The following is a 22,164-nucleotide window of genomic DNA, read 5'->3' as shown; positions in this document are numbered from 1 at the left end:
CTTTAAAAAACCCACTTAACTGTGTGACTTCTCTATGTATTTCTGGTAAATCTATAATAAGGAAAACACGGTATTAAACCGTCGTTCTTCATCAACAAAATAAATAATTAGCACTTTAGCTAACCAACGCAGGAATGAGGTATTTTATGTGTTCTATTTTTGGGGTATTAGAATTAAAATCTGATCCAATACAATTACGGAGTCAAGCAATAGAGATGTCGAAAACGCTCCGACATCGAGGCCCTGATTGGTCTGGCGTATATGCAACAGATAAAGCAATATTGGTACACGAGCGGTTAGCTATTGTCGGCGTATCAAGTGGGGCACAGCCACTATATAACCCCGAAAAAACCAACATACTTGCAGTCAATGGAGAAATATATAACCATAAAGAACTCGCTCAAAGCCTCACCACTGATTTTTCTTTTCAAACTGAATCTGACTGCGAAATTATTCTCGCGCTATATAAACAAAAAGGCCCGGAATTTTTGGATGACTTGAACGGTATTTTTGCATTTTGTTTATATGACGAAACGCAAGACAGTTATTTAATAGGCCGAGATCACATTGGTATTATCCCTCTTTATACGGGCCGAGATCAGCATGGTAACTTTTACGTTGCCAGTGAAATGAAAGCACTAACACCGATTTGCACCTCAATAGAGGAATTTCCTCCTGGGCATTACTTATATTCTAAAGAAGGAACGTTACGCCCTTACTATCAACGTGATTGGCAATCTTATGACGCCGTAAAAACTAATTCAGCGAACCCGTTGGATGTTAAAAATGCACTAGAAGCGGCAGTAAAACGCCAACTCATGTGTGACGTTCCGTATGGAGTGTTATTGTCTGGCGGCTTAGATTCATCCGTTATTTCGGCAATTACTCAAAAGTTTGCAGCTAAACGTATAGAAGACAATGATGCATCTGATGCATGGTGGCCAAAGTTGCACTCCTTTTCTATTGGTTTAGCTGGATCACCTGACCTTGCTGCTGCACAAGTTGTGGCCGATGAAATAGGCACTGTCCACCACCCTATAGTTTTTACGGTCCAACAAGGTATTGATGCATTAAGAGAAGTTGTTTATCACTTAGAAACTTATGATGTCACCACAATTAGGGCATCAACGCCGATGTACTTAATGTCTAGACAAATAAAAGCAATGGGTATAAAAATGGTACTTTCTGGCGAAGGCGCTGATGAATTATTTGGCGGCTACCTTTATTTCCACAAAGCCCCGAATGCAAAAGAGTTTCATGAAGAACTGAATCGAAAAGTATCTAAGTTACACATGTTTGATTGCCTTCGGGCTAATAAATCCATGGCCGCTTGGGGTGTAGAAGCGCGAGTGCCTTTCTTAGACAAAGAGTTTGTTGATATCGCGATGCGCAGTAACCCCGACTATAAAATGTGTAAAGATGGTCGTATTGAAAAGCATATTCTACGCGAAGCGTTTGATGGTTACTTACCTGACAGCGTACTTTGGAGGCAAAAAGAGCAATTCTCTGATGGAGTTGGATATAGTTGGATCGATTCATTAAAAGCCCATGTCAACGATCAGGTATCAGATCAAGACTTAGCCAATGCTAAATACCGCTTTCCAATCAATACTCCAGACAGTAAAGAGGCTTACTTTTACCGAGTAATATTTGAAGAACATTTCCCGGGCGATGCTGCCGCAAATTGTGTACCTCATGGTAAATCAGTTGCATGTTCAACACCAGAAGCGCTTGCATGGGATGCTTCATTTCAAAACAATGCAGATCCATCTGGTCGTGCTGCCAATGTGCATAACGAAGCTTATGAATAAACGCGAATACCTATAAATATTAAAAAGGGCCTAAGGCCCTTTTTAATATAATCTTTTCGCTCGATAAAGTCAGACTAGATAAACTTCTTAATAATAAAATCAACCTTCACGCGTTTAGCTTGACCAAGTAACTTTCGAACCGGTAATGGATAATCATTTAATGATTCAATATCATCTGGGCCAGTAAGCAAACGACATTTATCTAAAATAGTCTGTTTTTCTTGCTCAATACCCGGTAATACCTGTTTTTGCGGGTCTTCAATCAAAATGCCATTTTCAATATCAAGCCCCCAAGCTCTAGGATTCAAATTATGCCCACTTAGCAAATGTGTATGATTATCTTTGCAAATTCCCTTTAAATGGAATGAGTTTACCCCATCTTTCCACAAATAGACTTTTAATTGACCCGAAGTAATGTGACGCTTTTGGCTTTTGAGAAACTTCTGTAAAATCGTCTCATACAAGTAAGGTAAAGCGCCAATTCGGCTAAAGGGTTGTTCTGGGCAAATATAAAAGTCATTTGCCGTTTTATCACCCACCACCACTGTTACCTGCTTCCCTTGCTTTAATAATCGCCTAAGTGAACGCAAAAGAGGCGCCGGAAAGTTAAAATAGGGGGTGTATAAAATGAGCTCATGTTCCGTTGTATCAAATAGATTTTTAATTAAACGGTTAAGCTTATTTGTACGACGACCAAACCCTAAAAACGCACGAATATTAAGACCATTTTGATTGCTTGCTTCAGACAAATCATATTTGGCTTTTTTCAATTCTCGCATTAACTTTTTTTGTGCTAATTTGATATCATTAAATTTAGGTAATGGTCGACTATCTATTCTAGGTACCCCCTCACTGCTGATCAAATATCGGTCTGTAAAATCACAGAAACTATCGGCAAGTTGAGACTGATTTATTAAAAAATAACGATCTAAGCGATATTTTGAATCTTTGTGTAAATACACATCATTTAGACTTGCACCGCTGTACATAACGGTGTCATCCATTACAAATCCTTTTAAGTGTAAAACACCAAAAAGTTCTTTTGCTTTAACAGGCACGCCATATACTTTGACATTACTTTGAAAGTCACTCAATGCTTGGCAATATAAACTCGCATTGCCATCTGATTTTTGTGCGCCAATCAATCCGCGCTGTGCACGATGAAAATCGACTAATACATTGACTTTGAGATCTGGATTTGCAAGGGATGCATCATGTAGTGCAGTTAAAATCTCTCTCCCCGCATCATCATCTTGAAGATAAAGTGCCGTGATATAAATACGACGCTGTGCATCCTTTATCAACTGTAACAATTGTCCATGATACTGCTTTGCATCTGTCAGAATTTGAATGTTTTTAGCCTCTAATTCAAACCCTGGAGTTTCCTGCCAAAAAGCCATAAATACCTATAGTTGAGAGTCAATCCTGCGGACTAACGAAATATACTTCTTTAAAACATATCAAAAAAAACCCACTTGGTCATGAATAAGCGTTCATTTTCGTGCCAATGGCGCAAAAAACGCTCAAGTACAGTATTTTTGACATCTTCCTGATTTATCAAAAAATGAAATGTTGATTTTATTTTACATCTTGCTTGAATTTCTTAGAATCAACCTCATTCAATCAGAGTATATAACATTTTAGGAAATCATAATGAGTGATGGTAAACATTGTAAACTGCTTATTTTAGGATCTGGCCCTGCGGGCTATACCGCGGCAGTTTATGCAGCACGTGCAAATTTAAACCCGGTGCTAATCACAGGCATGCAACAAGGTGGACAATTAACCACGACAACAGAAGTTGAAAACTGGCCTGGTGATGCACATGGTCTGACTGGTCCTGCATTAATGGATCGCATGAAAGAGCACGCTGAACGATTTGAGACTGAAATCATTTTTGATCATATTAACAAAGTAGATGTTTCAAAACGTCCATTCACTTTAACAGGTGATCAAGGTACCTACACTTGTGATGCATTGATCATTGCCACTGGTGCATCGGCAAAATATCTAGGTCTTGAGTCTGAAACCGCTTTCCAAGGTCGTGGTGTATCCGCTTGTGCGACCTGTGATGGTTTCTTCTACAAAGGCCAAAAAGTGGCGGTTGTTGGTGGCGGTAATACCGCTGTTGAAGAAGCGCTTTACCTATCAAATATTGCAGATGAAGTACATGTTATTCACCGTCGCGATTCATTTCGTAGCGAAAAGATCCTTGCAGATCGTTTAATGGATAAAGCTAAAAATGGTAACGTTACACTGCACTTAAACCGTAACCTAGATGAAGTACTCGGCGACGACATGGGCGTAACAGGCATTCGTATCAAAGAAACAAATTCAGAAAAAACGGAAGATCTTGATCTAGCAGGTGTCTTTATTGCAATAGGTCATAAGCCAAACACAGATATGTTTGAAGGACAATTGGAAATGAAGGATGGTTACTTGGTTGTCCAGTCTGGATTACACGGTAACGCTACTCAGACGAGCGTTGAAGGTGTTTTCGCAGCTGGTGATGTATCTGACCATATTTACCGCCAAGCAATCACATCAGCCGGTACAGGCTGTATGGCTGCATTAGATGCTGAGCGTTACTTAGATAATCTATAAGTTACATTGAATGGGGGCCTCTCCCCCATTTGATTTTTTTTGAATTTGCGTTATTTTATTTCCAATTTTACAATTACCGTAATTCGTAACTTTTACTATGACGCAGCAAATTATTCATTTATCCAGTGATAACTGTCAGTTTCCCCCATGTAACCTAGCACTCACAAATCCAGATGGCTTATTAGCCGTAGGTGGGTGTCTATCATTAACTCGACTTCGCACAGCCTATAGCAAAGGAATTTTCCCATGGTTCAATGAACGAGAGCCAATTATGTGGTGGTCGCCAAGTGAGCGTGGCGTCATTGAGTTAGATGAGTTTCATATTAGTAAATCACTGCGAAAAGCGATGCGTCGAATAAAACCTAAGGTTACAATTAATCACGCTTTTTCTGATGTTATTACAGCATGCCGTACTCAGCGTCTAAACAGTGAAGGGACTTGGATAAATAGCCAAATACTTCAAGCGTATATGGATGCGCATCACGCCGGTTTTGCACATAGCCTTGAGCTATGGAATGAAGAACACCTGATTGGTGGCTTATATGGCATTATGCAATCTGGCGTATTCTGCGGTGAATCCATGTTTTTTAATCAACCTAACGCTTCAAAACTCGCTATGTGGGCATTGGTTAATTGGTTGAAGCGACACAATGCGCATTTCATTGACTGCCAGTTAGAAAATCCTTATTTAAACACGCTCGGTGCAAAAGTTATCCCACGGACTGAATTTTTGACTAAACTTAACAAAGCAAACGCGTTCGATATGCCTGCCAACATGTGGCTAACACAAACCTTGGAAAACATATATGACTGAACACTTTCCATCAAAAATTGGTTTAAGTCAGCAATTTAGTTGTAGTTATTTACCTGAGCAGCAAGAACAATTACTCGTTATTTTAGATCACAATTGTTATACACCAGAGCGTTTTGAAGGTTTATTAGAATTAGGGTTCCGACGCAGTGGTGACCAAATATATCGCCCGCATTGCCCCAAATGTAATGCATGTCAATCACTGCGACTGCCCACCTATGATTTTACGCAATCTAAGTCACAAAAACGTAAGTGGAACAAACTAAATAATGAATTTAGTATTGTAGAAAGTCATGAAGAACGCCCTAACTACTACCCACTCTACGAAAAGTATATTTCACTACGGCATCAAGATGGCAGCATGTTTCCACCTAACCATTTACAATACGAAAGCTTTTTGTTCTGCCGTTGGTTACCCATCACTTTCATTGAGCTTTGGCACTTTGATAAACTGGTCGCGGTTGCCGTAACCGATACGATGCCAAATTCTCTCTCTGCCATTTACACTTTTTTTGATCCTGATTACGAATCATATAGCCTTGGAACTGTCATGATATTAGCGCAAATAGATTATGCGCAGAGGGCGAAAAAGCAGTATCTATATTTAGGATACCAAATTGATAGCTGCAAAAAGATGAAATACAAGTCGCACTATAAACCTGCACAACGTTTTATCAATGATATTTGGGTTAACAGCGATACCAACACGACGAAAAAGACAGCAAATAAATAACCCGTTCATTATCGCTATTCGTTAAATTTCGTACCAAAAAAGTCGTTTTACTACTTTAATCGGCATCATAGCCTAATAAAATAACAATTTTTTGACCCTTTCCTTTACTTATTGCAAGCTTTTGGGCAAAATCTCCTGCGTTTAAATATTCAAAGAGGTGTTACGCTACACATGGCGAAAGAAGACGTAATTGAAATGCAAGGCACAGTCCTTGATACTTTACCAAATACAATGTTCCGCGTTGAGTTAGAAAATGGTCACGTGGTTGTTGCTCATATTTCTGGAAAAATGCGCAAGAACTACATCCGTATTCTTACAGGTGACAAAGTAACGGTTGAAATGACCCCTTACGACCTAACCAAAGGACGCATTGTCTTCCGTGCTCGTTAATCGAACCGTGTAGAACTGTTCTTGGAACAGGTTGTAATACGTCGCTCATAGACGTGTTTAATCAGCCTACTCAATGGTTGTTATAAAAAGTCTATTGAGCAGGGCTTAATATAGCCCAAAACAAAAAGCCTAGCATTGCTAGGCTTTTTGACATTAGTTACATAATGAATGCTTATGCAGAAACAAGCGCGTTTTCATAAGTAAATGCAATTTTGTTATCCTTAATACACACTTTAACTGATCCACCATCGACTAACTCGCCAAATAGTATTTCGTTAGCTAAAGGCTTCTTAAGCTGCTCTTGAATAACACGTGCCATTGGACGTGCCCCCATCGCCTTATCGTAGCCTAAATCTGCCAACCAAGACCGTGCTGCCGATGTGAGCTCTAAGTTCACAGACTTACGATCAAGCTGCGCCTGTAACTCAACAATAAACTTATCGACCACCTGTAACGTCACTTCTTTATCAAGATGATTAAACCAAATAATATTATCTAAACGATTTCTAAACTCTGGTGTAAACACTTTATTGATTTCAGATAACGCATCATGCGAGTGATCTTGTTCCTGAAAACCAATAGACTGACGAACGGTTTCCTGAACACCAGCATTAGTTGTCATAACTAATACAACATTTCTAAAATCAGCTTTTCGGCCATTGTTATCTGTCAGCGTACCGTGATCCATAACTTGAAGTAATATGTTGTAGATATCCGGGTGAGCTTTTTCTATTTCATCTAGTAAAACCACTGAATGAGGATGCTTTATCACAGCATCAGTTAACAATCCACCTTGTTCATAACCTACATAACCAGGAGGCGCACCAATTAATCGGCTCACAGCATGGCGCTCAGAGTACTCTGACATATCGAAGCGTATGAATTCGACCCCCATACATTTGCCGAGCTGCTTCGTCACTTCTGTTTTACCAACTCCGGTTGGTCCCGCGAACAAAAATGAGCCTATTGGCTTATCTTCATTTGCAAGCCCTGAACGAGATAGTCTAATCGCTGACGTAAGTGCATCGATTGACTGGTCTTGTCCAAAAACCAACATTTTTAAATTGCGGTCCAAGTTTTTGAGGGTGTCTTTGTCGCTTGAAGAAACACTTTGCTGTGGGATCCTCGCAATTTTTGACACAATCATTTCAATATCAGATACACCAATGGTCTTTTTACGGCGTGACACCGGAAGCAAACGTTGATTCGCTCCAGCCTCATCAATAACATCAATTGCTTTATCTGGTAGCTGGCGTTCATTTATATACTTTGCACTTAACTCAGCGGCAGCTCGCAACGCTTTTTGCGTATAACGAATGCCATGATGTTCTTCATAACGCTCTTTCAGCCCATATAGAATTTTTGTTGTATCTGCCACACTTGGTTCCACAACATCAATTTTTTGGAAACGGCGAACCAATGCTCTGTCTTTTTCAAAGATATTTTTAAACTCGTTGTATGTTGTCGAACCCATACAGCGCAATTGGCCACTCGATAACAGCGGTTTAATTAAATTAGAGGCATCCATGACTCCGCCAGATGCTGCACCCGCCCCGATTATTGTGTGAATTTCATCAATGAATAAAATAGCATGAGGTTTTGCTTGCAGCTCTTTCAGTAGTGCTTTAAAACGTTTTTCAAAGTCTCCTCGGTATTTAGTACCCGCTAACAGCGCTCCCATGTCCAGTGAATAAACAACCGCATCTTCGATAACATCTGGCACTTGGTTGTTCACAATTCGATATGCCAACCCTTCGGCTATCGCTGTTTTACCAACACCAGCTTCACCCACAAGCAAAGGGTTATTCTTTTTACGACGACATAGCACCTGAACCGTTCGTTCGACTTCTTCATCACGGCCCACTAATGGGTCGATCTGACCAGCTTGTGCCATTACATTCAGATTCGCAGTGAAGTTTTCTAATTTAGATTTCTCTTCATTTTGAATGTCATTTGATTCTTCATGTATTTCTTCATGATCGTCATGATCCGACTCATCATCGTCTGACTTAGCGATACCATGGGATATAAAGTTAACAATATCTAACCGACTAATATCACTTTTCTTAAGCAAATATACAGCTTGACTCTCTTGCTCTGAAAAAATAGCCACAAGTACATTTACACCTGTAACTTCACTACGCCCTGACGATTGAACATGGAACACAGCACGCTGTAACACTCGCTGAAACCCAAGTGTAGGCTGAGTCTCTCTATCTTCTTCTAAATCTGGTAAGACCGGCGTTGTCTCATCTATAAACTCTGACAGCTCTCGCTTTAGAGTTTCAGTATTAACACCACAGGCGCCTAACGCTTCTCCTGCAGATGGATTATCAATAAGCGCCAAAAGTAAGTGCTCTACTGTCATAAATTCATGACGGCGTGTACGAGCTTCACGAAATGCGGCGTTTAAGGTTATTTCTAGATCTTTGTTTAGCATTGGCAACCCCCAAACGAGAATTAAAAAGGTTATTCTTGCTCACAACTACAAAGCAACGGGTGTTCATTGTCGCGAGCGTAACGATTGACCTGCTCAGCCTTTGTGTGCGCTATATCGGCAGGATATATTCCACATACAGCCTTCCCTTCGTGATGAATTTGTAACATCACATCAGTTGCTCTTTCGCTATCCATATTAAAAAATGTCACTAAAATTTCGATTACAAAATCCATTGGAGTGTAATCGTCATTGTTTAAAATGACCTTGTACTTACGCGGAGGGCTAAGCTTTTGCTTCTCACTTTCACGTACCGTGTCTATAACACCTGAATCTTTTGTCCCACTCATAATTAAATATAGTCTTGTCTTGGTAACTCAAGCAAACTTGAATTAGAAAATAAATAAAATGTTAAAAAAAATAGTAAATAACTTGACTGACTGCCTATTTAAACTACAGTCGTACTAGATTGCTTTATATGGGCAGTCTAGCAAATTATAAAGTTTAGATTAACTAAATTTAGTCACTTATAGAAGGATGTAGAAGTATGGCTTGCGGAAAAGTCAAGTGGTTCAATAACGCCAAAGGGTTTGGTTTCATCGTAGAAGACGGCAGCGAGGAAGATATCTTTGCCCATTACTCGACGATTGTAATGGATGGATACAAAACACTTAAAGCTGGTCAAGGTGTAACATTCGAGCTGCAAGAAGGCCCGAAAGGGTTGCACGCTACCAACATCGCGCCAAGCGGTGAATTGTTAGTGTAACAGCAGCGATGACTATATAAAGCGAGTCGCATTCGCTGCTCGCTTCATTTTCTAAAACTTCCTTATATTTTTTCATTCTGGAACTTTAATTTTTTGAATTAGCCCCAATATGTAATGATTGATACAATTGCTACGTCTATTAGGTGGGTTAGATATTATTATTTTACCTAAAGTAAAAATATCTAACAAACTTGCTATACCCTTTTGCCTTAGGCAACATAGCGTTCCCTTTGCATTGTTGAATGGCTTTTAGAGGCCACAAATTCTAGGAATGATGATGACATCAAAAATTATTTACACTAAAACAGATGAAGCTCCAGCTTTAGCAACTTACTCTTTACTCCCTATTATTCAGGCGTACACTAACGTAGCCGGTGTAGAAGTCGAGACTCGAGATATTTCATTAGCTGGCCGTATCATTGCTAATTTCCCTGACTTTTTAACTGAAGAGCAACGTATCGGTGATGCACTTGCTGAACTTGGTGAGCTTGCTAAAACGCCTGAAGCAAATATCATCAAACTGCCTAACATCAGTGCATCTGTACCACAATTACATGCAACCATTAAAGAACTTCAAGCAAAAGGCTATCCACTTCCTGATTACCCAGCTGAGCCACAAGATGAAAAGCAAGCTGCGATTAAAGCAACTTACGATAAAATCAAAGGCAGCGCAGTAAACCCAGTACTTCGTGAAGGTAACTCTGACCGCCGCGCACCAGCATCAGTAAAAGCATATGCACGTAAAAACCCACACTCAATGGGCGCATGGGCTAAAGATTCACAGTCTTATGTTGCAAGCATGACTGATGGCGATTTCTTCGGTTCAGAGCAGTCAACTACGGTTGAGCAAGCCACTAATGTGCGCATTGAGCATGTTGCAAGTAATGGTGATGTAACTACGCTTAAAGCAAGCACTGCATTGTTAGCAGGCGAAATTATTGATGCTTCGCGTATGAGTGTTTCTGCATTGCAAGACTTCCTTGCCGCGGAGATTGCATCAGCAAAAGATAAAGGCGTACTATTCTCATTGCATATGAAAGCAACAATGATGAAAGTATCTGATCCCATCATTTTTGGCCATGCTGTTAAAGTATTCTATAAAGACGTATTCACTAAACATGCTGCACTATTTGCAGAGCTAGGTGTTGACGTAAACAACGGTTTAGGTGATGTATATACAAAAATACAACAACTAGATGACGCAAAGCGTGCTGAAGTAGAAGCTGATATCGCAGCCGTATATGAAAGTAGCCCAAGCATTGCAATGGTTGATTCCGATCGTGGTATCACAAACCTACACGTCCCAAGTGACGTGATCATTGATGCGTCAATGCCAGCAGCTATTCGTACAAGCGGTCAAATGTGGAACACAGCAGGTAAGCAGCAAGATACCAGCTTTGTTATTCCTGACCGTTGTTATTCTGGCGTTTACCAAGCAACTATCGACTTCTGTAAAGAACACGGTGCGTTTGATCCTCGTACAATGGGTACTATCCCGAACGTGGGCCTAATGGCACAAAAAGCAGAAGAGTATGGTTCTCATGATAAAACATTTGAAGCACCATCAGCAGGTACAATTCGCGTTGTAGATGCAAATGATACCGTGCTACTTCAACATGATGTTGAGCAAGGCGATATCTGGCGCATGTGTCAGGTAAAAGATGCGCCAATTAAAGATTGGGTTAAACTTGCTGTAAACCGTGCTCGCGCAACCGGTGTTCCAGCTGTATTCTGGTTAGATGCAAACCGAGCTCACGACGCTCAGCTTATTGAAAAAGTAAACACATACCTTGCAGATCATGACACTGCTGGTTTAGAGCTGCTGATCAAAGCACCTGTTGCAGCAACAGAGTACTCGTTAGCGCGCATGAAAGAAGGAAAAGATACCATTTCAGTTACAGGTAACGTACTACGTGATTACTTGACTGATTTATTCCCAATTCTTGAGCTAGGTACCAGCGCAAAAATGCTGTCTATCGTGCCACTAATGAATGGTGGTGGCCTATTTGAAACTGGCGCGGGTGGTTCAGCACCTAAGCATGTGCAACAATTTGAAAAAGAAAACCACTTACGTTGGGATTCTTTGGGTGAGTTTTTAGCGCTAGCGGCGTCACTTGAGCACCTGAGTCAAACTACTGGTAATGCCAAAGCACAAGTACTTGCTGATACGCTTGATCAAGCAACAGGCAAATTCTTAGATGAAAATAAATCACCTTCTCGCCGTGTAAATGAGCTGGATAACCGAGGTAGTCATTTCTTCTTGTCACTTTATTGGGCTCAATCTTTGGCGGCTCAAACAACTGATACTGAACTTCAAACTACATTCGCTGCTTACGCTGAAACACTAACAGCACAGGCACAAACAATCGTTGACGAGCTAAACAATGCTCAAGGCGTGGCTAAAGACGTTGGCGGTTACTTCCAGCCTAATGACGATATTGCCTATGCAGCAATGCGTCCGAGCAAAACATTTAACGATATCCTGGCAACCCTTGTATAATTGTTAATATTTCTTAATTTAAAGGGTAGCCATTGCTACCCTTTTTCTTTGATAGACTATACGCCTTGAGCAAGTCATATTTTACCTGTAAAAATTAAATCTGCGACCAAAGTCACAAAATGTGGGCACTCTTGCACGTCAATTGATATAATCTAGCTCCTCGACTTTCACGCTCGGTTATAACATGGTATACAAAGCACGTTCATCTTCTCGAAACACACCAAAATCCTCACGACCAAGTCACCGAAAAACAACAAAACCAAGCATTGCGCCAGAAGATGTCAAAATTGTTTTGTTCAATAAGCCGTTCGATGTGTTGTGTCAGTTCACTGATGATCAAAACCGTGAAACACTTGCACAATATGTGAAAGAAAAAGGAGTGTATGCTGCTGGCCGGCTGGATAGAGATAGCGAAGGGTTATTGCTACTCACAAATTGTGGTAAATTACAGCACAAGCTCACCGACCCAAAGAAAAAAACCGACAAAACATACTGGGTTCAAGTTGAAGGAGTTCCTGAGCAAAAAGACATTGATGCGTTATGTTCTGGCGTCGAGCTCAAAGATGGTTTGACACGCCCTGCGAAAGTAATAATAATTCCTGAACCGAGTATTTGGCCACGTAACCCACCAATAAGAGAACGAGCAAATATCCCAACGACGTGGTTAAGCGTCACCATTAATGAGGGAAAGAATAGGCAAGTTCGCAGAATGACCGCACATATTGGTCACCCGACACTACGACTAATTCGCTCCCAGATCGGTAAATTTACGCTCGACGGATTAAAAAACGGCCAATATAAAGTACTAAATAACCGATGATATTCATCTCGACTTTTAGCCACACACATTTGCGTGCTATAATCACGGCCTTTAAAAATCACATAGATTTACAGCAAAAATTATGAGCGATAATAGTCACATTAAAGTCATCGTTGGTATGTCCGGCGGTGTTGATTCTTCAGTTTCAGCTTACCTATTAAAAGAACAAGGCTACCAAGTAGAAGGCCTATTCATGAAAAACTGGGAAGAAGATGATAATGATGAATATTGCGCTGCTGCTGAAGACTTAAAAGATGCCCAAGCAGTATGTGATAAGTTAAATATTGAACTCCACACTGTTAACTTTGCCGCAGAGTATTGGGACAATGTATTTGAGTACTTCCTCGCTGAATATAAAGCAGGCCGTACACCAAATCCTGATATTATGTGTAACAAAGAAATTAAATTTAAAGCCTTTTTAGAGTTTGCCGCACAAGCACTTGGTGCCGATTATATTGCCACAGGGCATTATGTACAGCGTGAAGAACGTGACGGTAAATTTGTTATGTGTCGTGGGCTCGATGACAACAAAGATCAAAGCTACTTCTTATACACATTAAGTCATGAACATATCGCACAAACCCTTTTTCCGGTCGGCGAAATAGAAAAACCAGAAGTGCGCCGCATTGCTGAAGAACAAGATTTAATTACCCATGACAAAAAAGACAGTACCGGTATTTGCTTTATTGGTGAGCGCAAGTTTAAAGACTTTTTGCAAAAATTCTTACCAGCACAACCTGGTAAGATAGAAGACACGGATGGACTAACCGTCGGCGATCATGAAGGCCTTATGTACCATACCCTTGGTCAACGAAAAGGCTTATTAATTGGCGGCATGAAAGAAGGTAACGGCGAGCCATGGTATGTGGTAGATAAAGACATTGAACGCAACGTTTTAGTGGTTGGCCAAGGTAAAGACCATCCTCGCCTATTCAGCAACGGTTTAAATGCTGATCAGTTACATTGGGTCGATAGAGTTGGCCCACAAGGCACACTACGCTGCACGGTAAAAACTCGCTACCGCCAAACCGATATTGCATGTACCTTGCTCGTTGGTCAAGATGGGTTGGCTCGCGTGTTATTCGACGCGCCTCAAAAAGCTGTCACACCAGGCCAATCTGCCGTTTTCTATTTAAATGACGTATGCTTAGGTGGCGGCATTATAGACTCGGTGATTAAATAATGGCAGCAGAATATGTCATGCCGCTTGCGGCTATGTGTCAAATTACCAAGCTAGTTCAAAAGGTCTCTAAATATGGACAGTTTGCTGAAACAGATGTTGCAAGCTTTTTAAAAAGTATTGTGAATCTTTCCCCAGAAAAACCTTCCGATGTCTATGAAGACAGCTTTGCTCTGAAGTCTGGTTTACGGACTTTGGTTGAGCAATTAACCCCAGCTGGTGAAAAAGACGTTGAAATGGTCAAGTATGTTGGTGGGCTAATGCAATTAGAAAGAGCGCTTGCTAATAACCCTCAAGCGTTAAGTGAGCTGGCTCGCCGTTTAAAAGATGTAGAGCGTCAATTACAACACTTTGAGGTGTGTGATAGTACTATCATCGCCGCATTTGCTGACATATATAGTGAAGTATTGAGTCCGTTAGGACAAAAAATTCAAATCTTTGGCAAACCAGAGATTTTGAAGCAACCTGGCACTCAACAAAAAATTAGAGCGCTGCTCCTTGCAGGGATCCGCAGCGCAGTACTTTGGCGACAACTAGGTGGCAAACGCCGTCAGTTTTTCTTTGGTAAAAAGAAAATTATCGCTGAAGCACAAAATAGAATTTAAATATCGTTCAAAACCAATTAGTTTAGGAGAAATTATGGAGCTTTCAGCGTTAACCGCTATCTCTCCAGTAGATGGTCGCTACGGCAGTAAAACTGCTGAGCTTAGAGGCATCTTCAGTGAGTTTGGCTTAATTAAATACCGTGTAACGGTTGAAGTACGCTGGTTGCAAGCTTTAGCGAAAGCTGAAGGCATTGCAGAAGTGCCTGCATTTAGTGATGAAGCAAATGCGCTTCTAGACAGCATAGTGACCAATTTTAGTGAAGCCGATGCTGCACGCGTAAAAGAAATTGAAAGCACAACGAACCACGATGTTAAAGCCGTTGAGTATTTACTAAAAGAAAAAGTTGCTGATAACGCTGAATTACACGCTGTAAACGAATTCATTCATTTCGCTTGTACCTCTGAAGATATCAACAATCTATCTCACGGCCTAATGCTAACAGAAGCGCGTGATGAAGTATTGCTACCTTATTGTGACAAATTGCTTGCTGCAATCAAAGAAAAAGCGATTGAATACCGCTCAATCCCAATGATGACTCGTACGCACGGCCAACCTGCGTCTCCATCAACTATGGGTAAAGAGTTTGCAAACGTGTATGTACGCTTACAACGTCAGCGTAATCAAATTGCGGCAGTTTCTATTCTTGGTAAAGCCAATGGTGCTGTAGGTAACTACAACGCACACCTAAGTGCATACCCTGACTATAACTGGCATCAACATGCAGAACAGTTTGTGACAAGCCTCGGTTTGACCTGGAATGCATTCACAACTCAAATTGAGCCGCATGACTATATTGCCGAGCTTTTTGATGCAGTAGCCCGCTTTAACACGATTTTACTCGATTTTGATCGTGATGCATGGGGTTATATAGCACTAAATCACTTTAAGCAGAAAACCATTGCTGGTGAAATTGGTTCATCAACTATGCCGCATAAAGTAAACCCAATTGACTTCGAAAACTCAGAAGGTAACTTAGGACTAGCCAATGCGATTTTCTCGCACCTAGCACAAAAATTACCCGTATCTCGCTGGCAACGTGACTTAACGGATTCTACCGTGTTACGTAACCTAGGTGTCGGTATGGGTTATACGCTGATTGCATACCAAGCTACCCTTAAAGGTGTGAGCAAGCTTGAAGTAAACGCTGATCGTTTACTCGAAGAGCTAGACCAAAACTGGGAGCTACTTGCAGAGCCAATTCAAACTGTGATGCGTAAATACGGTATTGAAAAGCCATATGAAAAGCTAAAAGAACTGACCCGTGGTAAGCGTGTTAATCAAGAGATCATGGCTGAGTTTATAGACGGTTTGGAACTGCCTGATCACGCTAAAGCTGAAATGAAATTAATGACACCAGCAAACTACATTGGTCGTGCTGAAGCATTTATCGACGAACTAGTATAACTCGCTCGTAAGTTAAATTTTAAAGCGAAAGAGCTCCTCTTTCGCTTTTTTTATGGAATAACCATGTACGAATTGACAATAAACCAATTAAGCCAAGCTGAGTTTCTCTCACAATATTGGCAAAAACGTCCTTTACTGATCAAAGGTGGCTTTACTGAATTTGAAGACCCTATCGAGCCTGAAGAGCTTGCGGGGCTTGCGATGGAAGAAAGTATAGAGTCACGTTTAATCACTAATCATAATAACGATTGGCAATCGTTCCATGGGCCATTTGAAGATTTTGCTAAACTGACAGACCAGCATAGCACGTTACTTGTTCAAGCCGTTGATCATTGGCACCCAATTGCTGCGCAACTACTTGAACCATTTCGCTTTATACCTAACTGGCGCATAGATGATTTAATGGTCAGCTACTCTACACCTCACGGTGGTGTGGGACCACATTTAGATCAATATGACGTGTTTATAATTCAAGGACAAGGAAAACGCCACTGGCGTGTAGGTTTACCTGATGCAAGCCTAAAGCAATTTGCACAAAATAAAAGCCTACTTCAAGTTGAGCAGTTTAATGCCACTATTGATGCTGTGCTAGAGCCTGGCGATATTTTATATATACCACCAGGATGCCCCCATGAAGGCTATGCGGTAGAAAATGCACTTAACTACTCCGTTGGTTTTAGAGCACCGGACCAGAAAGATTTTTTATCCGGCTTTGCCGACCACCTCATTGACTCTGAAACTGGAAATACGCGGTATTCCGATCCTATGTTGTCTCTTCGTGATTCAAAGGGTGAATTGAGTTCACAAGAAGTAGCTGGTATTCAGGCACTTATGCAAGATGCCCTGAACGACCCTGACCAGCTAAAGCATTGGCTTGGTGCTATGCTCAGCCAACCTAAGCATGATATGGACTTGGCACCACTTGAAACCCCCCTACAACATACAGAGCTGGAAAGTTACATTACACCGAATGACATAATAGAACGTGCTGGTGGCGTCAGAGCAATTTATCAAAAACTAGCTGACTCTATCGTTTTAAGTGTTAACGGAGAAACCTTTAACCTAGCACTAAAGCACTTAGAAGCAATTAAGTTACTGACTGATTTTCCTTGCTTTTCAGCTTCTATGTTGGAAGAATCATTAAATTGCATTGAATTTGCACAAATGTTAACTAAACTAATAAATGAGGGAACGTATTTCTTACAAGAAGATGACTGATCTCGTATTACCTTACTGTATACGGATCACAGGTTTCCCCTGCTTTTTTAAGTTTAACTTATTCATCATTATGAATAAGTGTGGCTGTTTGCACTTAGTTAGCAGGTTAAAGCCATGGTTTTGTGCTTTGCGGAGGAATCATGAATTACCACGTCGACAGAGTCAATTGGCAGCAAACTCAAAAACAGTTAAAGCAAATAAGAGAGCGTGTCTTTGTCTATGAATTCCATATGCCTATGGAAGTAGAATTTGATGGATTAGACTCACATTCAGAACATGTAATAATCAGCGATGAAAAACATGAACCCGTTGGCACTGGTCGATTGTGTCCTGACGGACTGATCAGCCGTATTGCAGTGATACAGGCCCATCGAAATCGCTCTGCGTACAGCTCTCTCCTTAACTTCCTTGTGTACATCGCAAAAGAGAGAGGCTTAAATGATATCTTTGTGAATTGTATACTGCAAGAAGTGCCCAACTTCATTGAAAGTGGGTTTTTAAAGCAAGGTTGTGTTTTTATGGAAGCAGGGATCCCAAGACAAAAGCTCAAGTGCCCTATTTCTTCATTTAAAACGGACCCTTTTACGATGCTTCATTAGCCCATAATTGGTCATTATCGGCCACATCATACAAGCCATGGGCACGGCTAATTAGCAAGTTTGCAAACTCAACTTGAGATGGATCGTGCCCAGCATTCGCCATTATTGAATCCGCTTTTATTTGCCATTGGTATGAAAAGTGTTTCATCACCGCGCGTGCCGACGTCGCAGCTGTTACTTCAACATGATCTGTAGGTAACCTGCCCGTAATCACCCAATATGTTTTACCATTTTGTGCTTTCATTTTCCATACGGCACACAGTGGTGCTAAAAAACGACTGTCTTTGTCTATGACAGCATTGGGAATAATACCTTTTTCGGCTAGGTGTTTTTGGGCATTTTGAAAACACTCTCTTTGCCATTGAATTTCTCTTTGTTGTTTTTGTTCTTTTGTTAGTTCAGGTTGCTGCTGTTCACTCATATTATTACTTCTTAATACTAATTTAATGACATTAATGTAAGGGTTTGCCTAGCTACTTGCAACCAAAATGGTGCCATATATTTATCAGAGTTTTACTTTTGACAATATTTATACGCCACAAAACCTAATTTTCAGTAAATAACCTGAGCCAAAACGAGGCTAAAATCATAATAAGTGCGTTATATTCAGTATATAGCAGCATTTTATTGGTTCTTATGCCAACTCACATTAATGCGTTAAATTAAATACACAATCGCCAGCATCATAGTATCGGACATTAATGTCATCAAAACGGATAGCAGCTTTTGGTTTATAACCATACAAATAGCTCAAAGTGGCCTCGCTTTCAAAGCACTATTCAGTAGCGTTACCATCTGCTAGCTTGTCGGTATATGAGTAAACTTACCAGCACGTAATCCAAATCTTAACAAGCCTATCAGTATCGCTAACCGCTTGGACACAGAGTGTAACAAACTCAAAATTCCCATTCATTCGTTAGCAATACCGTCAGAAATAAGCATCTTCTGCTTGTTTTTAATTCTATAGTCGCGCCAATAAAAACGTAACATATACCCGAAGCAGCATGACAGAAAACCACCTCCAAAGGCAATGTTCATACGAGCTCGTAGCAGCTGAGTTATTAGTAAACTACTCAGCCTAATCCACGCTTTAGCCGTTGCCTAATACAGAGGCTGGTGCTGTTTTAGTTGCTTGCCAAGCGGGATAAACACTCGCCAGTAATGCCAAAATAAAAGTTACTCCTAACGTGACTAAAATATCAGACCAAATCAATTTAGACGGTAAAAATTCAACAAAATAGACCCCTGCCAACGGGTTATTATCAGTTTGAGTGAATATGGCATTGAATAAGTCAGGCAAATTAATCGCCAGTAATACCCCTATGATAGTGCCAAACAGGGCACCAATTACTGCATAGCCAACTCCTTGTAAGGCAAATGTTGCAAATATCGTTCGATCTTTGGCGCCCATCGTTTTAAGTATCGCTATACTTGCTTGTTTCTCTTTCACTTCCATCACCATTGAGGAAACAATATTAAAACTCGCAACTGCGATAATCAAAAATACCACCAAAAAAACGATGGTGCGTACCATTTGAATATCTTGATATAAGCTCCCTTGGGTTCTAAACCAGCTATTCACATACACTAAATCAGGCAAGCTACTACCAGCCGTCATGGCTATTTGATGTGCATTGAACACGTCTTGTACTTTCGCCCTTAGCCCTGTTGTTTGGTTCGGTTCCAAACCCAATGCGCTCTGTAAATCAGCCAAATTGACCAATGCAATAGATTCATCGATTGGACCACCCATTTTAACCAAGCCAATAAGCGTGACACCAATACGCTTTGGTGCTGAAAGTGGCTGCTCAGCCTGTTTATTGGCGACCAGTAACGTTACTTTATCGCCAAGTGTCAAATTCAAGCTCGCAGCAATACGACTACCTAAAATCAGCGTGCCCGCATCTAATTCATCTAAGTTACGTCCCTCAATATAACGCGATACTGAGGAAACCTTTGCATGAATATTCGGCTCCACACCTTTGACTTTTGCGGCTTTAAGTTGCCCTTTAAATTGCACCATAGCCGTTAAGTTGATTTCAGGCGCCGCAGCCGAAATAGCCTGATGCTGATTTAATAACTCGACTTTAGCGTGCCAATCATTAATGGGATCATAGGGTGCTTCGTAACTAACATGGGGCACAACAGACAATAATCGTTCTTCTAGTTGTTGTTCAAAGCCGTTGATAACCGACAATGCAATGATCAGTACCGCAACCCCCAGCATCACACCTAACGTTGATGCTTTACTTAACAAACTAACAAACCCAGTTTTTCGCTTAGATTGACGAAACCGCTTACTTAAATAAAGACTAAGCATGCTTAACTCCGGGTTTAACCGCAGCCTCTGACAGTACTCCATCATCCAGCTGTACACTTCGGCCTAACTTTGCCGCTAATTCCAAATCATGCGTCACCACCACAAAACTGGTTTGTAATTCACGATTCAATTGTGATAAAAGCTCGTATATTTTCATCGCGTTATGCTTGTCTAAATTGCCCGTGGGCTCATCCGCTAATACTAAAGCCGGTTTAGTCACTAAAGCACGTGCAATCGCAACCCGTTGGCGCTCACCACCAGAGAGTTCCGATGGTTTATGATCCGCCCTGTGCGCTAGTCCTACCTTATCTAGCATCTCATTTGCGCTGAGTTGTGCTTGTTGCTTTTTTATCCCTTGGATCAGAAGCGGCATCGCCACATTTTCTAACGCAGTAAATTCCATCAGTAAATGATGAAACTGATAAATAAAACCCAAATATTGATTTCTAAATTCAGCTTGATTGTTGCGAGATAAGGCAGCTACTTCTTGACCCTTAATTTTTACGTTGCCACTTGATGCTTTATCTAAAGTACCCAGAATATGTAAAAGTGTACTTTTACCAGACCCAGAGCTGCCCACAATTGCCAACATTTCACCTTGTGTCACTGATAAGTTAACGCCTTTTAAAACCTCAACTTGATTTTTCCCATCTTGATACGACTTACCCAACTGCTTACATTCAATTACCAAATTACTCATATCTCAAAACCTCAGCGGGTAATACGTTAGCTGCTTTTTTAGCAGGATATAGCGTTGCAATAAAGCTCATTGCAATGCTGGCGGTCGCCATTGAAATCAGTCCTATTGGCGAAAATAATACCGGAAGCTTAGCGCCACCTAATAAAGACAAGCCTAAAATATCCAACACTTCGTTGATATTACTTGCAACTATCAGTCCCAAGATCGAACCAATTACAGTCCCTACTAAACCATTATAAAGGCCTTGTACCATAAAGACTCTGCCAATCATGTTGGGTGTAAATCCAAGCGTTTGCAATATTGCAACTTCTCCTTGTTTCTCTCGAACCATCATAGATAGCGCTGATAATATATTAAATACTGCGACAATGACGATTAAGCCCAATAACATTGACATGACGCGCTTTTCCATCGCAACAGCTGCAAACAAAGCCCCTTGCTGAGTCTGCCAATCATCCTTTTCATACCGGCTCAATAAGTCCGTAACTGAAGCATAAAAAGGTACTAATGCAAATGCATCTTTTAACGTGATGCTTATATCCATGTCACTATTATCGGCTCGCCTCATCAATCGCCTCAAGCTTTTGCCATCTGAAAATGCCAAATGCATATCAGCTTCACTTTTTGAATTATATAAAGCGGCTACTGTAAATAAACGCTGCATCGGCACTCGACCTAATGGCGTATAACTGGTTACTTCGGGTAAAATTACCCGAACCTTGTCGCCGACACCAATGCCAAGCTTATTCGCTAAATATCGACTCAGCACCAATTGATACTTTTTTTTATCGAGTGTTTGTAATTTACCCAATTCAATATGCTTACTTACTGCATTATCATATCCGCTAAATAGTCCCTGTAATCTAACTCCCATTAATTCTTGGTTGGTTTGTAAAATCACATCAGACGTAATATAGGGTTGAGCACGCTCTACCATTGCATGTGTGTTTAATCGCGATAAGACTTGTTCTATTTGTGCATTCTCAGCATTATCTGCTTTTAATTGCACATGAGGAATGAGATCTAACATTGCACTTTTTAACGACTGCTCAAAACCATTCATAACTGAGCTAACCGTGATCAGAGACATTAAACCTAACGCAATTCCTGCGATAGAAAAAAAAGAAATGAAAGAAATGAAAGCATTTCCCTTCGCTGCTTTGGCATATCTTAACCCAACAAATAGGCTAACTGGTTGAAACATGGTTGATTATGTCTACATTCAAGGCTAATAGTAAGCGATACTACCACAAAGCAATATGGCT

Annotated in this window: 20 protein-coding genes; 13 read left to right on the top strand and 7 right to left on the bottom strand. The window is 40.7% G+C overall.

Annotated elements, in window-relative coordinates; translation table 11 throughout:
• Nucleotides 1-146: 146 nt before the first annotated feature.
• On the top strand, nt 147-1,811 hold the full coding sequence (gene asnB / locus J8L98_RS15515; protein WP_210997178.1) for an asparagine synthase B: 1,665 nt from the start codon (nt 147-149) through the stop codon (nt 1,809-1,811).
• Between the two features lie 74 nt (nt 1,812-1,885).
• On the opposite strand, the gene pssA is transcribed toward asnB, so the two are convergent.
• The gene (gene pssA / locus J8L98_RS15510; protein ID WP_210997177.1) at nt 1,886-3,211 is read right to left on the bottom strand and encodes a CDP-diacylglycerol--serine O-phosphatidyltransferase; all 1,326 of its coding nucleotides are present in this window, start codon (nt 3,209-3,211) and stop codon (nt 1,886-1,888) included.
• A gap of 253 nt (nt 3,212-3,464) precedes the next feature.
• On the opposite strand from pssA, the gene trxB reads away from it, so the two are divergent.
• From trxB to infA, 4 genes are all read left to right on the top strand, one after another.
• Nucleotides 3,465-4,415 (top strand): thioredoxin-disulfide reductase, encoded by a 951-nt coding sequence (trxB, locus tag J8L98_RS15505; protein ID WP_192507731.1) that lies wholly within the window; start codon nt 3,465-3,467, stop codon nt 4,413-4,415.
• Between the two features lie 97 nt (nt 4,416-4,512).
• Nucleotides 4,513-5,229 carry a leucyl/phenylalanyl-tRNA--protein transferase gene (aat, locus tag J8L98_RS15500; protein ID WP_210997176.1) on the top strand — a complete coding sequence of 239 codons (717 nt, stop codon included), beginning with the start codon at nt 4,513-4,515 and terminating at the stop codon, nt 5,227-5,229.
• Nucleotides 5,222-5,959 carry an arginyltransferase gene (locus J8L98_RS15495; RefSeq protein WP_210997175.1) on the top strand — a complete coding sequence of 246 codons (738 nt, stop codon included), beginning with the start codon at nt 5,222-5,224 and terminating at the stop codon, nt 5,957-5,959. Before aat ends, J8L98_RS15495 begins: the two co-directional genes overlap by 8 nt.
• Nucleotides 5,960-6,130: 171 nt before the next feature.
• Nucleotides 6,131-6,349, top strand: a complete 219-nt coding sequence (gene infA, locus J8L98_RS15490; RefSeq protein WP_058029687.1) for a translation initiation factor IF-1 — start codon at nt 6,131-6,133, stop codon at nt 6,347-6,349.
• 172 nt (nt 6,350-6,521) lie between these two features.
• Here infA and clpA read toward each other — a convergent pair whose 3' ends face one another.
• Together clpA and clpS are read right to left on the bottom strand one after the other, a co-directional pair.
• Complete coding sequence (clpA, locus tag J8L98_RS15485; protein ID WP_210997174.1) at nt 6,522-8,789, bottom strand: ATP-dependent Clp protease ATP-binding subunit ClpA; 2,268 nt, start codon at nt 8,787-8,789, stop codon at nt 6,522-6,524.
• A 29-nt stretch (nt 8,790-8,818) separates the two neighbouring features.
• Nucleotides 8,819-9,136, bottom strand: a complete 318-nt coding sequence (gene clpS, locus J8L98_RS15480; RefSeq protein WP_192507735.1) for an ATP-dependent Clp protease adapter ClpS — start codon at nt 9,134-9,136, stop codon at nt 8,819-8,821.
• Nucleotides 9,137-9,333: 197 nt separating this feature from the next.
• On the opposite strand from clpS, the gene cspD reads away from it, so the two are divergent.
• The 8 genes from cspD to J8L98_RS15440 all read left to right on the top strand — a co-directional run bounded on the left by cspD (nt 9,334) and on the right by J8L98_RS15440 (nt 17,879).
• On the top strand, nt 9,334-9,552 hold the full coding sequence (cspD, locus tag J8L98_RS15475; protein ID WP_010363137.1) for a cold shock domain-containing protein CspD: 219 nt from the start codon (nt 9,334-9,336) through the stop codon (nt 9,550-9,552).
• 277 nt (nt 9,553-9,829) lie between these two features.
• A complete protein-coding gene (locus J8L98_RS15470) occupies nt 9,830-12,052 on the top strand; it encodes an NADP-dependent isocitrate dehydrogenase (protein ID WP_210997173.1) in 2,223 nt (740 codons plus the stop codon).
• Between the two features lie 184 nt (nt 12,053-12,236).
• Entirely contained in the window at nt 12,237-12,872 is a 636-nt protein-coding gene (locus J8L98_RS15465; RefSeq protein ID WP_210997172.1) for a pseudouridine synthase, read from the top strand.
• Nucleotides 12,873-12,954: 82 nt separating this feature from the next.
• A complete protein-coding gene (gene mnmA, locus J8L98_RS15460) occupies nt 12,955-14,055 on the top strand; it encodes a tRNA 2-thiouridine(34) synthase MnmA (RefSeq protein WP_192507738.1) in 1,101 nt (366 codons plus the stop codon).
• Complete coding sequence (gene hflD / locus J8L98_RS15455) at nt 14,055-14,657, top strand: high frequency lysogenization protein HflD (RefSeq protein WP_192507739.1); 603 nt, start codon at nt 14,055-14,057, stop codon at nt 14,655-14,657. The genes mnmA and hflD overlap by 1 nt, the downstream gene beginning before the upstream one ends.
• Before the next feature lie 34 nt (nt 14,658-14,691).
• Entirely contained in the window at nt 14,692-16,062 is a 1,371-nt protein-coding gene (purB, locus tag J8L98_RS15450) for an adenylosuccinate lyase (RefSeq protein ID WP_210997171.1), read from the top strand.
• 63 nt (nt 16,063-16,125) lie between these two features.
• On the top strand, nt 16,126-17,280 hold the full coding sequence (locus J8L98_RS15445; protein ID WP_210997170.1) for a cupin domain-containing protein: 1,155 nt from the start codon (nt 16,126-16,128) through the stop codon (nt 17,278-17,280).
• Between the two features lie 140 nt (nt 17,281-17,420).
• The gene (locus J8L98_RS15440; RefSeq protein ID WP_192507742.1) at nt 17,421-17,879 is read left to right on the top strand and encodes a GNAT family N-acetyltransferase; all 459 of its coding nucleotides are present in this window, start codon (nt 17,421-17,423) and stop codon (nt 17,877-17,879) included.
• On the opposite strand, the gene J8L98_RS15435 is transcribed toward J8L98_RS15440, so the two are convergent.
• From J8L98_RS15435 to J8L98_RS15420, 4 genes are all read right to left on the bottom strand, one after another.
• Nucleotides 17,863-18,300, bottom strand: a complete 438-nt coding sequence (locus J8L98_RS15435) for a DUF4826 family protein (protein WP_192507743.1) — start codon at nt 18,298-18,300, stop codon at nt 17,863-17,865. The genes J8L98_RS15440 and J8L98_RS15435 overlap by 17 nt on opposite strands.
• 669 nt (nt 18,301-18,969) lie before the next feature.
• Entirely contained in the window at nt 18,970-20,199 is a 1,230-nt protein-coding gene (locus tag J8L98_RS15430) for a lipoprotein-releasing ABC transporter permease subunit (protein ID WP_210997169.1), read from the bottom strand.
• A complete protein-coding gene (gene lolD / locus J8L98_RS15425; RefSeq protein WP_210997168.1) occupies nt 20,192-20,899 on the bottom strand; it encodes a lipoprotein-releasing ABC transporter ATP-binding protein LolD in 708 nt (235 codons plus the stop codon). The genes J8L98_RS15430 and lolD overlap by 8 nt, the downstream gene beginning before the upstream one ends.
• A complete protein-coding gene (locus J8L98_RS15420) occupies nt 20,892-22,103 on the bottom strand; it encodes a lipoprotein-releasing ABC transporter permease subunit (RefSeq protein ID WP_210997167.1) in 1,212 nt (403 codons plus the stop codon). Before J8L98_RS15420 ends, lolD begins: the two co-directional genes overlap by 8 nt.
• Between the last annotated feature and the right edge of the window lie 61 nt (nt 22,104-22,164).

It is taken from the genome of Pseudoalteromonas sp. MMG013 (assembly GCF_018100885.1).
GTDB classification, from domain to species: Bacteria; Pseudomonadota; Gammaproteobacteria; order Enterobacterales; family Alteromonadaceae; genus Pseudoalteromonas; species Pseudoalteromonas aurantia.
Note: the sequence above shows the minus strand (reverse complement) of the source record. Positions and strands in the feature narration are given on the sequence as shown.

Bases quoted from the DNA above. Each gene is read 5' to 3' on its own strand.
- J8L98_RS15430 (WP_210997169.1), bottom strand. From the start codon at position 20,199: ATGCTTAGTCTTTATTTAAGTAAGCGGTTTCGTCAATCTAAGCGAAAA.
- purB (WP_210997171.1), top strand. From the start codon at position 14,692: ATGGAGCTTTCAGCGTTAACCGCTATCTCTCCAGTAGATGGTCGCTAC.
- mnmA (WP_192507738.1), top strand. From the start codon at position 12,955: ATGAGCGATAATAGTCACATTAAAGTCATCGTTGGTATGTCCGGCGGT.
- hflD (WP_192507739.1), top strand. From the start codon at position 14,055: ATGGCAGCAGAATATGTCATGCCGCTTGCGGCTATGTGTCAAATTACC.
- clpA (WP_210997174.1), bottom strand. From the start codon at position 8,789: ATGCTAAACAAAGATCTAGAAATAACCTTAAACGCCGCATTTCGTGAA.
- J8L98_RS15420 (WP_210997167.1), bottom strand. From the start codon at position 22,103: ATGTTTCAACCAGTTAGCCTATTTGTTGGGTTAAGATATGCCAAAGCA.
- J8L98_RS15465 (WP_210997172.1), top strand. From the start codon at position 12,237: ATGGTATACAAAGCACGTTCATCTTCTCGAAACACACCAAAATCCTCA.
- cspD (WP_010363137.1), top strand. From the start codon at position 9,334: ATGGCTTGCGGAAAAGTCAAGTGGTTCAATAACGCCAAAGGGTTTGGT.
- J8L98_RS15445 (WP_210997170.1), top strand. From the start codon at position 16,126: ATGTACGAATTGACAATAAACCAATTAAGCCAAGCTGAGTTTCTCTCA.
- aat (WP_210997176.1), top strand. From the start codon at position 4,513: ATGACGCAGCAAATTATTCATTTATCCAGTGATAACTGTCAGTTTCCC.
- trxB (WP_192507731.1), top strand. From the start codon at position 3,465: ATGAGTGATGGTAAACATTGTAAACTGCTTATTTTAGGATCTGGCCCT.
- clpS (WP_192507735.1), bottom strand. From the start codon at position 9,136: ATGAGTGGGACAAAAGATTCAGGTGTTATAGACACGGTACGTGAAAGT.
- asnB (WP_210997178.1), top strand. From the start codon at position 147: ATGTGTTCTATTTTTGGGGTATTAGAATTAAAATCTGATCCAATACAA.
- J8L98_RS15440 (WP_192507742.1), top strand. From the start codon at position 17,421: ATGAATTACCACGTCGACAGAGTCAATTGGCAGCAAACTCAAAAACAG.
- lolD (WP_210997168.1), bottom strand. From the start codon at position 20,899: ATGAGTAATTTGGTAATTGAATGTAAGCAGTTGGGTAAGTCGTATCAA.
- J8L98_RS15495 (WP_210997175.1), top strand. From the start codon at position 5,222: ATGACTGAACACTTTCCATCAAAAATTGGTTTAAGTCAGCAATTTAGT.
- J8L98_RS15470 (WP_210997173.1), top strand. From the start codon at position 9,830: ATGACATCAAAAATTATTTACACTAAAACAGATGAAGCTCCAGCTTTA.
- infA (WP_058029687.1), top strand. From the start codon at position 6,131: ATGGCGAAAGAAGACGTAATTGAAATGCAAGGCACAGTCCTTGATACT.
- J8L98_RS15435 (WP_192507743.1), bottom strand. From the start codon at position 18,300: ATGAGTGAACAGCAGCAACCTGAACTAACAAAAGAACAAAAACAACAA.
- pssA (WP_210997177.1), bottom strand. From the start codon at position 3,211: ATGGCTTTTTGGCAGGAAACTCCAGGGTTTGAATTAGAGGCTAAAAAC.